Annotated in this window: 12 protein-coding genes and 2 pseudogenes; 5 read left to right on the forward strand and 9 right to left on the reverse strand. The window is 74.4% G+C overall.

What is annotated here, in order from left to right:
• Positions 1-518: nucleoside deaminase (locus ADY01_RS22765; RefSeq protein ID WP_063784313.1), on the reverse strand; the 518-nt coding region annotated here is incomplete at its 3' end.
• Between the two features lie 13 nt (positions 519-531).
• Positions 532-1,065, reverse strand: a complete 534-nt coding sequence (locus ADY01_RS22770) for a hypothetical protein (RefSeq protein WP_049576851.1) — start codon at positions 1,063-1,065, stop codon at positions 532-534.
• Positions 1,066-1,353: 288 nt separating this feature from the next.
• On the opposite strand from ADY01_RS22770, the gene upp reads away from it, so the two are divergent.
• Positions 1,354-1,986 carry a uracil phosphoribosyltransferase gene (gene upp / locus ADY01_RS22775; RefSeq protein WP_049576854.1) on the forward strand — a complete coding sequence of 211 codons (633 nt, stop codon included), beginning with the start codon at positions 1,354-1,356 and terminating at the stop codon, positions 1,984-1,986.
• Between the two features lie 46 nt (positions 1,987-2,032).
• Here upp and ADY01_RS22780 read toward each other — a convergent pair whose 3' ends face one another.
• From ADY01_RS22780 to ADY01_RS22790, 3 genes are all read right to left on the reverse strand, one after another.
• Positions 2,033-2,695 (reverse strand): LytR C-terminal domain-containing protein, encoded by a 663-nt coding sequence (locus ADY01_RS22780; RefSeq protein ID WP_234320359.1) that lies wholly within the window; start codon positions 2,693-2,695, stop codon positions 2,033-2,035.
• 104 nt (positions 2,696-2,799) lie between these two features.
• Positions 2,800-3,096, reverse strand: coding sequence for a type II toxin-antitoxin system VapB family antitoxin (locus tag ADY01_RS22785; RefSeq protein WP_049576857.1), 297 nt, complete (start codon positions 3,094-3,096; stop codon positions 2,800-2,802).
• A gap of 79 nt (positions 3,097-3,175) precedes the next feature.
• Positions 3,176-4,612, reverse strand: a complete 1,437-nt coding sequence (locus ADY01_RS22790; protein WP_053171108.1) for a M28 family peptidase — start codon at positions 4,610-4,612, stop codon at positions 3,176-3,178.
• 94 nt (positions 4,613-4,706) lie between these two features.
• On the opposite strand from ADY01_RS22790, the gene ADY01_RS22795 reads away from it, so the two are divergent.
• Positions 4,707-5,630, forward strand: a complete 924-nt coding sequence (locus ADY01_RS22795; RefSeq protein ID WP_049576860.1) for an AEC family transporter — start codon at positions 4,707-4,709, stop codon at positions 5,628-5,630.
• 54 nt (positions 5,631-5,684) lie between these two features.
• Here ADY01_RS22795 and ADY01_RS22800 read toward each other — a convergent pair whose 3' ends face one another.
• The 3 genes from ADY01_RS22800 to ADY01_RS22810 are packed head-to-tail and all read right to left on the reverse strand — an operon-like array spanning position 5,685 to position 8,439.
• On the reverse strand, positions 5,685-6,626 hold the full coding sequence (locus ADY01_RS22800) for a UbiA family prenyltransferase (RefSeq protein WP_234320360.1): 942 nt from the start codon (positions 6,624-6,626) through the stop codon (positions 5,685-5,687).
• Positions 6,610-7,794, reverse strand: coding sequence for a 4-hydroxybenzoate 3-monooxygenase (locus tag ADY01_RS22805; RefSeq protein WP_049576863.1), 1,185 nt, complete (start codon positions 7,792-7,794; stop codon positions 6,610-6,612). The genes ADY01_RS22800 and ADY01_RS22805 overlap by 17 nt, the downstream gene beginning before the upstream one ends.
• A gap of 12 nt (positions 7,795-7,806) precedes the next feature.
• A complete protein-coding gene (locus ADY01_RS22810) occupies positions 7,807-8,439 on the reverse strand; it encodes a hypothetical protein (RefSeq protein WP_049576865.1) in 633 nt (210 codons plus the stop codon).
• Between the two features lie 105 nt (positions 8,440-8,544).
• Between ADY01_RS22810 and ADY01_RS41875 the strand changes: the two are divergent.
• A pseudogene (locus tag ADY01_RS41875) lies at positions 8,545-9,285 on the forward strand (MurR/RpiR family transcriptional regulator); the annotation flags it as partial.
• Between the two features lie 291 nt (positions 9,286-9,576).
• Here the strand turns inward: ADY01_RS41875 and ADY01_RS41880 are convergent.
• Positions 9,577-10,785: pseudogene (locus tag ADY01_RS41880) on the reverse strand (pyridoxal phosphate-dependent aminotransferase); the annotation flags it as partial.
• Between the two features lie 6 nt (positions 10,786-10,791).
• On the opposite strand from ADY01_RS41880, the gene ADY01_RS22820 reads away from it, so the two are divergent.
• Positions 10,792-12,246 carry an SDR family oxidoreductase gene (locus ADY01_RS22820; protein ID WP_049576868.1) on the forward strand — a complete coding sequence of 485 codons (1,455 nt, stop codon included), beginning with the start codon at positions 10,792-10,794 and terminating at the stop codon, positions 12,244-12,246.
• A 27-nt stretch (positions 12,247-12,273) separates the two neighbouring features.
• Entirely contained in the window at positions 12,274-13,605 is a 1,332-nt protein-coding gene (locus ADY01_RS22825; protein ID WP_049576871.1) for a cryptochrome/photolyase family protein, read from the forward strand.
• Positions 13,606-13,630: the final 25 nt, after the last annotated feature.

Below are 13,630 nucleotides of genomic sequence, written 5' to 3' on the forward strand. Positions count from 1 at the left end.
GCTCGGAGATGTGGAGAAGAGACAGGGTCAGCGGTGGGGGCGGGGGTGCGGAAGAACGCCGTCAGCAGGCCGGCGGCCTCGTCGGCGAGGACGGAGGAGATCACCTCGGGGCGGTGGTTGAGGCGGCGGTCGCGGACCACGTCCCACAGGGAGCCCACGGCGCCGCCCTTGGGGTCCACCGCCCCGTAGACCACGCGGTCCACCCGGGCGAGGACGGCGGCGCCCGCGCACATCGTGCAGGGCTCCAGCGTGACCACCAGCGTGCACCCGGTCAGCCGCCAGGTGGAGAGCCGGGCCGCCGCGGCGCGCAGCGCCAGGACCTCGGCGTGCGCCGTGGGGTCGCCGGTCGCCTCGCGCTCGTTGCGGCCCAGGCCGAGCACCGGCCCCGAAGGTCCCCCGGGGCCGAGCAGCACGGCGCCGACCGGCACATCCCCCGTCTCCGGGGCGGCCGTGGCCTCGACGAGGGCCCGGCGCATCGCGGGCAGCCAGGGATCGCGGAGCGGATCCGCCCCGCTCATGGGACCGCTGACCTCACCTGACCGCCTCGAGCACGTCCGCGCAGCCCAGCGCGTCGGCGATCTCGCTCAGGGCGTCGTCCGGCGCGAGCTTCAGGACGGTCTCGGTCTCGATGCCCAGGTCGGCGAGCAGGCTCGCGTCGCCGAGCGGACCGCGCGGCACGGCGTCGGGCCCGGCGGGCTCGTCCTCGCGCTCCACGTCCTCCTCGACGCCGTCCTCCGTGCCGTCCAGGTCGACGAGCTGGTCCAGCACGTCCTGGTCGTCCGGCTCACGGCCCAGCAGCTCGTCGGTGAGCAGAATCTCGCCGTACGCGCTGCGCATCGCTCGCGCGGCGTCTGAGACGAAGACCCTCGGGTCGTCCTCGCCGTCCACGCGGACGAGGCCGAACCATGCGCCTTCCTGCTCGATGCAGACGAGAACGGTCTCGTCATCGGGAGCGGACGCGCGGGCCAACTCGGCCAGCTCGTCCAGACTCTCCACGTCATCGAGCTCTGTGTCGCTCGCTTCCCAACCATCATCGGTCCGCGCGAGCAGTGCGGTGAAGTACACCGTGACTCTCCCCACTCGGTTAGGCAGTGCCACCTGCATCGTGGCAGAAAAGGGGTGCGCTGTCGGGTAACTCGGCAGTTCACCAACGGAATGTTCGCGCGCGCTGTGCCCAGCGCGGGCGGAGCGTTCGGGCGCGGCGTGGTCGGCCGGGGCACGGTCCGGCATATGCCCCCTCCTCCCTCCATGCACCACTCTCCACGTCACCGCCGCTTTTTGTCCACCAGCGGATCGCGGGGTGAAGCAGCCGGTCCCTGCTCAGTGTCCGTGGCGTTCGATACTGTCGAACCCATGCGGACCCATGTCGTCGACCACCCGTTGGTGGCGCACAAGCTGACCACGTTGCGCGACACGCGTACCGACTCCCCGACGTTCCGGCGGCTGGCCGATGAGCTGGTCACCTTGCTGGCCTACGAAGCGACCCGCGACGTCCGCACCGAGCTCGTCGACATCACGACACCGGTGGCGGACACCACGGGCGTGCGACTGTCCCATCCCCGTCCGCTGGTCGTGCCGATCATACGGGCCGGTCTCGGCATGCTCGACGGGATGGTCAGGTTGCTGCCGCCCGCCGAGGTGGGCTTCCTCGGGATGATCCGCGACGAGGAGACGCTGCACCCCTCGACCTACGCGAACCGGATGCCCGAGGACCTGTCGGGGCGCCAGGTGTACGTGCTCGACCCCATGCTGGCGACCGGCGGCACGCTGGTGGTGGCCATCAGGGAGCTGATCCGGCGCGGCGCCGACGACGTGACGGCGATCTGTCTGCTGGCCGCCCCCGAGGGCGTGGAGCGGCTGGAGCGCGAGCTGGAGGGGGCGCCCGTGACCGTGGTCACGGGCGCGCTCGACGAGCGGCTGAACGAGCAGGGGTTCATCGTGCCGGGTCTCGGCGACGCGGGGGACCGCATGTACGGCACGGTGTGACGCCTTACGGGTGACGCGCGCCGGGCGGGCTGTGACGCGCGGGGGTTCAGCAGGCGGGGGACGCGGTCGGCGAGGCGGAGGGGGACGCCAGGTCGGCGAGGCGGCGTTCGGCCTCGTCCGCCGCGGTGAGGTCGGTGAACTCCTCGCCGATCATCAGGTCGATGACCTGCGGCGACTCCTCGCCCTCGGCGGGCGCCCGCGGCTCGGCGGTCTCGGCCCCCTCCAGCTGCGTGGAGAGGACGGTCACCGCGCCCGACTCCTCGGCCTCGGCGGTGCCGACCAGCAGCCCCGTGGCCTCGACCCGGCCGTCGTACTCCTCGGGGGCGTTGGCCACCTCGCCGATGGTGAACCCCCGTTCGGCGAGGGCGTCGGCGGTCTCCTGTGCCAGCCCGGTCCTGCCCGTGGCGTTGAACACATTGACGGTGATGGCGGCGGGCTCGGGCAGCCGTTCCGACGTGGCGGCCGGGGTGCAGTCCTGACCGGCGCGTGCGCCGGCTTGCGCCCGCGGCGCGCGACCGCCGTCGTCGCCCCCGGAGAACACGTCGATGAGCTGGAGCGTTCCGTAGCCGAGCAGGCCGAACGCGGCGGCTCCGGCGATGAGGACCACGAAGGTCCTGCCCCGGCGCCGGCGGGGGCGCATTCTGGGGTAGCGGTCGCCCGTGACGCGGAACTTCTTGCCGCCCATGCCCGGGGGCGTCAGCATGCTCATGGCCGCAGCGTAGTCAGATGGGGCGCGCCCGCCTACTAAATGATCAGCTCACATCCCGGGCAGACCCGAAAGCAGCAACGCGCGAAGGCCGCGAGGGCGGGCCGCTACTCCAGCTCCAGCACGCGGGCGTGGAGGACCTGACGCTGCTGGAGCGCGGCGCGCACGGCGCGGTGCAGCCCGTCCTCCAGATAGAGATCGCCCTGCCACTTGACGACATGGGCGAACAAGTCCCCGTAGAACGTGGAGTCTTCGGCCAGCAGCGTCTCCAGATCGAGCTGCTGCTTGGTGGTGATCAGCTGGTCGAGGCGGACCGGGCGCGGCGCGACGTCTGCCCACTGCCGGGTGTGGTCCCGGCCGTGTTCAGGGTACGGTCGTCCGTTGCCGATGCGCTTGAAGATCACACGGAGAGCCTACCGGGAGGGACGCTTCCGTCGCAGCCTCCTGTCATGGGTATGAGTCGGGCGAAACCGCCCTATCGGGCTATTCGCCCGGTGCGCCGGGCGTGCGCCAGGCGTAGCCGCCGACGAGATGCGCGATCACCTCGACATGGGTGGCCAGGGCCGCGGAGCTGACGTTGTCCAGGGTGTCGCACGAGGCGTGGTAGCAGGGGTCGAAGGGCGCCTCCGCCTCGCCGCCCCAGAGCCCGGCCTGCTCCTCGGACTTGATGCCCTCGGCGCCGGTGAAGGTGCCGCCCGCGGGGATCCCGGCCGCCAGGAAGGGGGCGTAGTCGCTGCGCCCGTCCATCGTGGCGGGGTGCGCCGTGTGGCCCCGGGAGGCGAGGAACGCGGTGATGTCCTCGGCGATCCGCGCCGACGCCTCGTCGCCCGGGGGCGCCTCGTGGACGAAGAGCGCGTGGTTGGGGGAGCCGATCATGTCGAAGTTGAGGTAGGCCGCGATCTCGTCGCGCCCGGCGGCGGAGAGGCCGTCCACATAGTGCTCGGCGCCCAGCAGCCCGAACTCCTCGGCCGACCAGAGCGCGAACCGCACGCGGTGTGGGTGGTGGCCCTCCGGGTCGGCCTCGGTCAGCCGCAGCGCCGTCTCCAGCACTCCGGCCGCGCCCGAGCCGTTGTCGTTGATCCCGGGGCCCGCGGGCACGGAGTCCAGGTGGGCGCCGGCCATCACCGTGGTGGCGGGGTCGCCGCCGCGGGTCTCGGCGATGACGTTGAACGTCTCGCGGACCTCGCCGCTCTCCTCCAGCTCCAGCCTGACGGTGACCTTCTCCCCGGCACTCGGCGCGGCGGCGAGGTCGGCGCCGTCCTCCTGGGAGAGGCCGCCGACGGGGATGGTGGCGGCGCCGGGGTCGCCGAGGGTGCCGGAGAGCGGCCCCGGCACGTTGTTGCGGACCAGCGCGGCCACCGCGCCCGCCGCCGCCGCGTGGGCCTGCTTCTCGGCGAAGGTGCAGGTGCCGCGTTCGATCAGGGCGATTCTGCCGGTGTGGACGGCGGGGTCGAAGTCCCCGGCGGCGCAGCCGGTCCCGGCCTCGGCGAGCTCGGCCTCGACGCCGCCGGGCGGGGTGCTCGGGGTGTGGGTGAGGGTGCGCACGGGAACGTCGCGGGGCTCGGGCGCGAGCACGGTCAGCCGCTGGGTGAGCGGCTCCCGGTAGGGGAAGTCGAAGCGCTGGTACGTGACGCGGTACCCGGCCGCCTCCAGCAGCCGTCCCGCGTAGCGCGCCGAGCGCTCGTGTCCCGGCGTGCCCGCGGCGCGGGTTCCGCCGGCCTCGTCCGCGATTCGCTGGAACGCCTCCAGGTGGCGCAGCGTGCCCTCGGCGGTGGTGTTCGCGACCAGCGTGCGCGCCAGCGCGTCGCCGTCCCGCGCGCCCTCCGTCACACCGGCGCCCTCGGCCCCACCGGCGAACAGCAGCGCGGGCGCGAGGGCGGCCAGGGTCAGGGGGACGAGAAGCCGGGAGAAGAAAGTCATGAAATGGGACCATATACCCCGATCTCGCCCCGAGGGCGCCCATTCGGCACGCGTATGATCCGACTGGAGGTTCGATAGTGGGCAGGGTGGCGTCGTGGGTGGTGTGATCACCGGGTTCGCCATCATCGCCACCGTCATCGCCACCGGCTACCTGCTCGGCCGCCGCGGCTCCCTCGGCGAGAACGGCCGGGAGGTCCTGACCCGCCTCGGCTTCCACGTGGCCACCCCCGCGCTGCTGTTCGTCACCCTCTCCGGTACCGACCCCTCGGTGATCCTGTCGCCGTCCCTGCTGGTCAGCGCGATCGGCACCTTCGCCACCGCGGGCGTCTTCGTCGCGGTCGGCGCCGCCCGCCGCTGGGGCGTGGGCCGCACCGCCGTCGGCGCGCTGTGCTCCGCCTACGTCAACGCGGGCAACCTCGGCATCCCCATCGCCGTCTACGTCCTCGGCGACGCCTCCATCGTCGCGCCGATCCTGCTCTTCCAGCAGCTCGTGCTCTCCCCGGTCGCGCTCACCGTCCTCGACCTCAGCAGCGCCACCGAGGGCCGCCGCACGACGTGGCAGCGGGTGACCACCCCGTTCCGCAACCCGGTGGTCATCGGCTCCCTGGCGGGCGTCTCGGTCGCCGTCTCCGGCTGGACGCCGCCGGGCGCGCTCCTCGAACCGGCCACCCTGCTCGGCAACATGGCGGTGCCCGCGGTGCTGCTGGCGTTCGGCATCTCGCTGCGCGGCAGCCCCCTCCCCGGCCGCGGCCCGGAACGCGCCCCCGTGCTGCTGTCCGTGGCGCTCAAGTCCGCGGTCCAGCCGTTGATCACCTGGTCGCTCGCGGCCTTCCTCTTCCGTCTCGACGGGGGCGACCGGCTCAACGTGGTGGTGACCGCCGCCCTGCCCGCCGCGCAGAACCTCTTCACCTACGCGTCCCGCTACGACGTCGGAGCCCGCCTCGCCCGCGAGTCGATCCTCCTGTCCACCCTCGTCTCCGTCCCCGCCCTCACCCTCATAGCCGCCCTGCTGGGGTGAGAGGGAACGCGCGCCGGCGGGTGGCCGCGCGCCGGTGGTCGCGCGCCGGTCGGCTCAGGCGAGGCCGAGGAGGTGGGTCGTCAGGAGGCCGGAGGCGATGATGGCCAGGGTGGCGGCGGGGTAGAGGCTGGCGCGGTTGAACAGGGCCATCGCCAGGTCGGGGGCCGGGGCGCGGAGAAGGCGGATGCCGGGGGTGATCAGGGCGTAGGCGCCCGCGGCCAGGACGGCGGTCACGCCTGGAACGCCCGCCGAGGGGAACGCCGTCCACACCATCCCCGCGCCCGCCACCGCCGCCAGGACCAGCGTGCCGACCGTCAGCAGGCCGCTGACCCGGTTGCCGTAGACCACGGGGATCGTGCGGACACCCAGGTGAACGTCCTCCTCGACGTCGGCCCAGTCGTTCACGATGTTCCGCCCGCCGATCTCCCAGGCGGCCAGCCACACGCAGAACAGCCAGAGTTGGGGCCGGTCGAGGCAGGGCGTCATCGCGAACCAGCCCAGGCAGCCGCCGAGCGCCACCATCACGCCCGTCAGCAGGAACTTGAACGGCGTCACCCGCGCGAGGCCGCAGTAGATCGCCTCCAGCAGCGCGGCGACGGCCAGCAGCAGCGCGCACACCCAGCTGAGCAGGGCGCCCAGCACCAGCGCGACCGCGCCGAGCGACAGCACCCAGGCGGTCGCGACCGCCGGGCTCAGGCGCCCCTGCGCCAGGGGGTGCCGGCCGCCCGCGCTGTCGATGTCGAAGCCGGAGTAGGCGCGCAGGTTCGAGAAGCGCTGCCGGTCGAGGCGCGCGTCGATCAGGTCGTTGGCCGCGAAGACCGCCACATAGCCCGCCAGCGCCGCCGCCAGGCAGAGCGCCAGCCGGTCGAGCGGCGGCGTGGAGTCGGCGAGCAGCGCGCCCGTCAGCGGCTGCGCCACGCTCAGCGTCGCCTGCGTTCCGCGGGAGAAGCCGTACAGGGCGCGGACGTTCTCCGAGAGCTCAGTCAGCACGGCCATGCGCACCCCCCTCCGCGCCGGAGCCCACGTACTGGTGGGCGAACGCCGCGGCGTGCGGCCCCGGCCCGGCCAGCCGCTGGATCGCGGCGAGCCGCAGCCGCAGCGCGAACCCCGGGTCCTCGTCGGGCGGCAGGTGCAGCAGCCGCAACAGCCGGTCGGAGAACTCCTGGACGCGCCAGATCTCCGCGAGGCGCCGCTCCGAGTACGTGGCCAGCGCATGGCCCTCGCCGCCGCGCAGGCGGCCGATCAGCGCCTCGGCGGCGTCCACGGCGTCGGCGACGGCCAGGTTCATCCCCTTGGCGCCCGACGGCGTCAGCACGTGCGCCGCGTCCCCGGCCAGCAGCAGGCGGCCGTGGCGCAGCGGCTCGGTGACGGTGGCGCGCATCCGCAGCACCCGGACGTCGGGGAAGCCGCCGACCTTGGGCAGGGGCGTGAGGCGCGCGCGGAGTTGCTCGTGGATGCGGCGCGCCGGCCAGTGCGCCTCCGTGTCGCCGGGCGCGCACTGGAGGTAGAAGCGGCTGAGGTGCCTGGTGCGCGGCATCATCCCGGCGAACCCGCCCGCCCCGACCGCGTAGACGACGCAGGGCGCCGCCTCGTCCACCTCGGCCAGCACCGTCAGCCAGTCGTAGGGGTAACGGCGCGGGAAGACGCGGTGCGTGGCGGGAAGCGAGGCGCGCGAGACGCCGCGGGAGCCGTCGCAGCCGACGACGTAGTCACAGGTGATCTCCAGGGCGTCGCACATGACGCGCGGGCGGGGCGTGGTGATGTCCGCGACGGCGCGCGCGGTGCGGGAGAACAACGGCGTGAACCCCCCGTGCGCCAGCGCGGCGATCAGGTCGCGGACGAGGAACTGCTGGGGATAGACCCAGTGGGTGTGGCCGCCGGAGAGCGCGCCGTAGTCCACGCGCACCGAGCGCCCCAGGCAGCGGAAGTCGCACCAGCCGTGCCGGGTGCCCTCGGCGAGCATCCGGCCCGCGAGGCCGCCCTGCCGCAGGGCGCGCACGGTGCGGTGCTCCAGCAGCCCGGCGCGCGCCCGCCCTTCGACGTGCGCGCGTGAACACCGTTCCACCACACGGCAGTCCACGCCCGCGCGGGTCAGCAGGTTCGCCAGGACCAGGCCCGCCGGGCCCGCGCCGATGATGGCCACCTGGGTACGCAGCCGCCGCATGTCTCTTCCACCTCACCCGGCCGGTACGGTGCCGGGGTTGAACAGCTCGTTGATCAGGGCCAGCGGTTCCTCGCCGTGCCAGACCAGGTAGGTCTTGTAGCAGGCGGTCCTGGTGAGGCCGCCCTCCCCGCGCCAAAGGCGCCGCCCCGCGTCCAGCAGCGTCCGGCGGTGGCCGGTGCCCGCCGCGTGGAGCGCGGGGCCCAGCGGGATCGAGGTGCTGGTGAGACATGCCTGGATGCCGGGCGACAGGCCGAGGCGCGCCACCACGTGGTTGACGGAGAGCGCCTCGCCGGTGGGCCGCGTCGTCGCCGAGTACCGCACCAGGACCTTCCCGCCCCCGTCGATCCGGAGCAGCGCCGGCACGCCGTCCCCGGTCTCGCGGGCGGGGACGCGTAACTGCGCGAGGCAGTGGAGATGCAACGATTCACCAGCCATCGACTCCAGCAGGGTCGTGGTCAGCCCGTCGCTGCTCAGCAGCATGCGCGTGAGCGGGGACTCGAAGCGGCGGATCCGGTTGCGCGGGTCGGACGCCTCGTCGAGCGCCGCGCCGAAGATGGCGTCGAGCGGAACGTCGAGGGGCACGTCGAGCGGGAACGCGAGGGGGAACCCGAGGGGCGGAACGCCACACGGCGTCGGAACCGACATCTGATCACTCCTCACCGGCAGGCATCCTCAAGGGCCAACGCGCGGCGGCCCTTCAGGTCACGGGCGAGCGCGATGCCGGAAGGGGCGGGGAGGAGAATCCATCCCATGGCCTCCGCACCCCCCTCGCCCCCGCCGCGCACCTTCGACGAGCTCCTCGCCGCGCTCCAGCAGCGGCGCGACGCGCTGACCCGCTCCCAACGACTGCTCGCGGACCGGGTGATGGCGGACCCGGAGGGCGTCGCGTTCATGACCGTGTCGGACCTGGCCGCGGCGGTGGGGGTCAACGAGGCGACGGTGGTGCGCTTCGCCACCAGCCTGGGCCTCGACGGCTATCCGGGGCTGACGCGGCTGTGCCGTGAGCGGCTGCGCGAACAGGCCCAGCTGCTGCGCCGGTACAGCACCCTGGAGCAGCTCGGCAGCGACGGCGAGGGCGACCTCATGGACCGCGCCGTGGCTCTGGACAGGGCGAACATCACGCGTACCTTCGCCAGGATCGCGCCCGAGACGTTCCAGGAGGCGGTCCGCGCGCTGGCCGAGGCGCCGCGCGTGCACGTGCTGGGGCTGCGCAAGTGCCATGCCCCGGCCTACCTGCTCGGCTACCTGCTGCGGATGGTGCGCGACGAGGTGGTGACGCTGACCACCGGCGCCGGAACGCTCACGGACGACCTGCGGCGGGTGCGGGAGGGGGACTGCTTCGTCGCGGTCTCGATCTACCGGTACACCGCCGACACGGTGCGGGCGGCGGCCTGGGCGCGTGCCCGCGGGGCGCGGTGCGTGGCGCTGACGGACAACCCGGGGTCGCCGCTCGCGGCCTCGGCGGACCATGTCTTCTATGTCGAAGCGTCGGGGCCCTCGGTGCTGCGCTCGATGACGGCGTTCACGGCGCTCGTGCAGGCGCTCGCCACGGATGTCGCGCGGGTGCGGGGGCGGGACGTGCGGTCGGCGCTGCTGCGCGAGGAGGAGCTTCTGGAGGAGTTCAGCGTGTACGACGGGGGGCGTGGTGAACGCGGCGAGCGCCGTGCGCAGGTGGTCGAGCGCGCCCGCGATCCAGGGGAGGGCCAACGGGTCGGGCGCGGCGAGGGCCCGCCACCGCTCCTGCTCGGTCTCTCCGTAGAGGAGGCTGGTGGCCACGCGGGCGCGCAGGGCCTCGGGCGCGTCGCCGAACGCCTCGCCGGGGAGCACGCCGACACCGTGCCGTTCCAGCAGCTCGGTCGCCAGCGTCGCGCCGGAGTCGATCCCGCGGGCGGCGAGGCCGGGGCGCAGGGGCGCGAAGTCGGGGTAGAGGTAGAAGCCGCCCTCGGGCGGGCGGCACAGCGCGCCCGCGGTGGTGAACTCGGCGTGCACGGCGCGCGCCACCGTCGCGTGCAGGCGGCGGGCTGCCTCGATGTGCGCCAGCACGCCGGGCGGGTCGCTGAGCACGTACTCGGCGACGGCCTGCATGGGCGCGGCGAGGCTGGACCACACCTCGCTGGCCACGCCGGTGAGTTCGGCGCGCAGGCGCTCGCCCCACTCCCCCGCGGGCAGGCGCGCGAAGCCGATGCGCCAGCCGCCCAGCGCCATCGACTTGCTCAGCCCGGAGGTGACCACGGTCCGCTCCGGCAGGAGTGTGGCGGCGCTCGGCGGCCGGGTGCCGTCGTGGACCAGCTCGGCGTAGATCTCGTCGGCGACGACGGCGAGGCCGTGGCGTTCGGCCAGTTCGCAGACGGCGCGCAGCTGCGCGCGCCCGGCGACGGTGCCGGTCGGGTTGTCGGGGACGGTGAGGACCAGCACGCCGGGGCGCTCGGTGGCCAGCACGCGGGCCAGCCGCTCCGGGTCGGGAACGCCGCCCGGCCCGTCCTCCGGCACCTCGACGCCGATGACCCGCTTCCCCGCGAGGGCGCTCTGCGCCGCGTAGCTGACCCAGGCCGGGCGCGGAAGCACCACGTCGCCGGGGAGGGTGGCCAGCAGGGCGTAGAGGAGGGACTTGCTGCCCGGCGCGAAGAGGATCTGGCGCGCCTCGGTGGGCAGTTCGCGCCGGGTGAACCACCCCGCCGCGGCCTCGCGCGCCCCCGCGGAGCCGACGACGGGCCCGTACCCGTTCCGCCCGGCCGCGGCGGCGAGCCGGTCGGCGACCTCCCGGGGAACGGGGAGCCCCGCCTCGCCGAACGCGAGGTGCAGCAGCCGCTCCCCCCGCGCACGCCGGGCGCGCAACGTCTCGTCGATGGCCAGGGTTGCCGAGTGGGTCACCATGGAAGAAATTTCTACTGCATCAACGGCAGATAGTGCAATGATTATTGCAGAATCGGGTGGTCGTGCCGCACGGCCGGTGGCCGTCCGGTTGCGGGGGTTCGGGGCCCGTCGAAGCATGGGGGCATGACGCTCCGCTGCCTGGTGACGGGGGCCTCCGGCTACATCGGCGGCCGTCTGGTGCCCGAGCTGCTGGCGGCCGGGCACCGGGTGAGATGCCTGGCCCGTACCCCCGCCAAGCTCACCCACCGCCCCTGGGCCCCGGACGTCGAGGTGGCGCGCGGCGATGTCACGGACGCCGGGTCGCTGCGCGCCGCGCTCGACGGCGTGGACGTCGCGTACTACCTGGTGCACGCCCTCGGCGGCGGCCCCGGCTTCGAGGAGAAGGACCGGCGCGCGGCCCGCGTCTTCGGCGAGCAGGCCAGGGCCGCGGGCACCCGCCGCATCGTCTACCTCGGCGGCCTCACCCCGGCCGGGGTGCCGGAGCGCGCGCTCTCGCCGCACCTGCGGTCCCGCACCGAGGTCGGGCGCGCCCTCCTCGGCTCGGGCGTCCCGACCGCCGTGCTGCGCGCCGCGGTCGTCATCGGCTCCGGCTCGGCGTCGTTCGAGATGCTGCGCCAGCTCACCGAGCGGCTGCCCGCGATGGTCACGCCCAGCTGGGTGCGCACCCGCGTCCAGCCGGTCGCCGTCCGCGACGTGCTGCATCTGCTGGCGGGCTCCGCCCGGCTGCCCGCCGACGTCAGCAGGACGTTCGACGTCGGAGGGCCCGACGTGGTGACCTACCAGGACATGATGCGGCGCTACGCCACCCACGCCCGGCTGCGGCGGCGGCTCGTCGTGCCCGTGCCCGTGCTGACGCCGGGGCTCTCCAGCCTGTGGGTCGGCCTGGTCACGCCGGTGCCCGGCGACCTCGCGCGCCCCCTGGTCGAGTCGCTGCGCCACGAAGTGGTCTGCTCCGAGCGCGACATCACCGACCATGTGGACCCGCCGCCGGGCGGATTCCTCGGTCTCGACGAGGCGCTGCGGCTGGCCCTGCGCAGGACGGCGGGGCCGCGGTCCGAGCCCGCCACGCCCTCCGAGCCGCTGCCCTCGGACCCGCCCTGGAGCGGCGGCAGCCACTACACCGACCGGCGCGAGCACGCGGTCGACGCCTCGCAGGCCGCGCTCTGGCGCGTGATCGAGCGCATCGGCGGCGAGAACGGCTGGTACTCCGCGCCCCTGGCCTGGGCCGTCCGCGGCTGGCTCGACACCCTCGCCGGCGGCCCGGGAACGCGCCCGGCCCGGCATCCGCCGGGGCCGCCCCGCGTCGGTGACGCGCTCGACTTCTGGCGCGTGGAGGCGCTGGAGCCGGGGCGCCTGCTCCGGCTGCGCGCCGAGATGCGCCTGCCGGGCCGCGCCTGGCTCGAACTGGTCGCCGACCGCGACAAGGACGGCAGAACCGTCTACCGCCAGCACGCGACGTTCCACCCGCGCGGCCTGGCCGGACACGCGTACTGGAAGGCGATCACCCCGTTCCACGCCTGGGTCTTCGGCGGGATGGCCCGCACCATCACCACCACCGCGCAGGCGGAGCAGGAGTAGCGAGGGAAACGAAGGAGCCGAGCCGCCATGGACGTCGCCGTCGCCCTGTTCACCCAGAACCTGCGGGTCCACGACAATCCGGTGCTCCATGGGGCGCTGGGCGACGCGGACCACGTGGTGCCGCTCTTCGTGGTGGACACGGGCATCGCGGCCGCCGGGTTCTCCGTGCCCAACCGTGCCGCGTTCCTCGCCGACTGCCTGGCCGACCTCGACGCCTCGCTGCGCGAGCGCGGCGGGCGCCTGGTGCTGGCGCGCGGCGACGTCGTCGGGGAGACCTGCCGGATCGCCGCCGCCACCGGGGCCGGCGCGGTCCATGTGGCGGCCGGGGTCACCGCCTACGCGGCGCGCCGGGAGGAGCGGCTGCGGGCGGCGCTCGCCGAGGCGGGCCGGACGCTGACGGTGCACGAGGCCGTGCTGACGGCCGCCCCGCCCGGCTCCCTCACGCCGGCGACCGGGGACAAGGACCACTTCGCGGTCTTCACCCCCTACTTCAGGCGGTGGGATGTCGAGCACCTCCGCCCGGTCCGGGGCGCGCCGCGCGCCGTGAGCGTCCCCCGGGTGCGCTCCGCGCCGTTGCCCGCGCCCCGGGACCTCGCGTCCGGGGAGGCGGCTCCGGCGCTTCCGCGCGGCGGCGAGTCGGTGGCCAGGCGCAGGCTGAGCGCCTGGGAGCGCGAGGGGCTCGACCGCTACGCGGAACGCCACAACGAGCCGGGCGCGGAGAGCGGCACCTCGCGCCTCTCGCCCTATCTGCACTTCGGCTGTCTCTCGGCCGTCGAGATGGTGCGCAGGACCAGGCGGCGCGGCGGCGACGGCGCCGAGGCGTTCGTCCGGCAGCTCGCCTGGCGCGACTTCTACCACCAGATGCTCGCGGCCGGGCCCGAGGCGGCGCACCGGGACTACCGCAACCGGCGCACCGCCGGGTGGCGCGACGATCCCGCGGCCGTCGAGGCGTGGCGCGAGGGCCGCACCGGCTTCCCGATCATCGACGCGGCGATGCGGCAGCTGCGCCACGAGGGGTGGATGCACAACCGGGCACGGCTGCTGGTCGGCAGCTTCCTCACCAAGACGCTCGACGTCGACTGGCGCGTCGGCGCCCGGCACTTCCTCGACACGCTGGTCGACGGGGACCTCGCGAACAACCAGTTCAACTGGCAGTGGGTCGCCGGGACCGGCACCGACACCCGCCCCAACCGGATCCTCAACCCCCTGACGCAGGCGAGGCGTTGGGACCGGGGAGGGCCCTATGTCCGCCGCTGGGTGCCCGAGCTGGACGGGATCAGGGGCTCGGCGGTGCACCGTCCCTGGCGGGCCGGCGCACCGCCCGACTACCCGGCGCCCATCGTGGAGCCGCCCGACTGAGGGCGCCGGGTAGTCGGGCGGTGCG

Origin of the sequence: Streptomyces sp. SBT349, from assembly GCF_001083795.1 — a bacterium.
Taxonomy (GTDB): Bacteria; Actinomycetota; Actinomycetes; order Streptomycetales; family Streptomycetaceae; genus Streptomyces.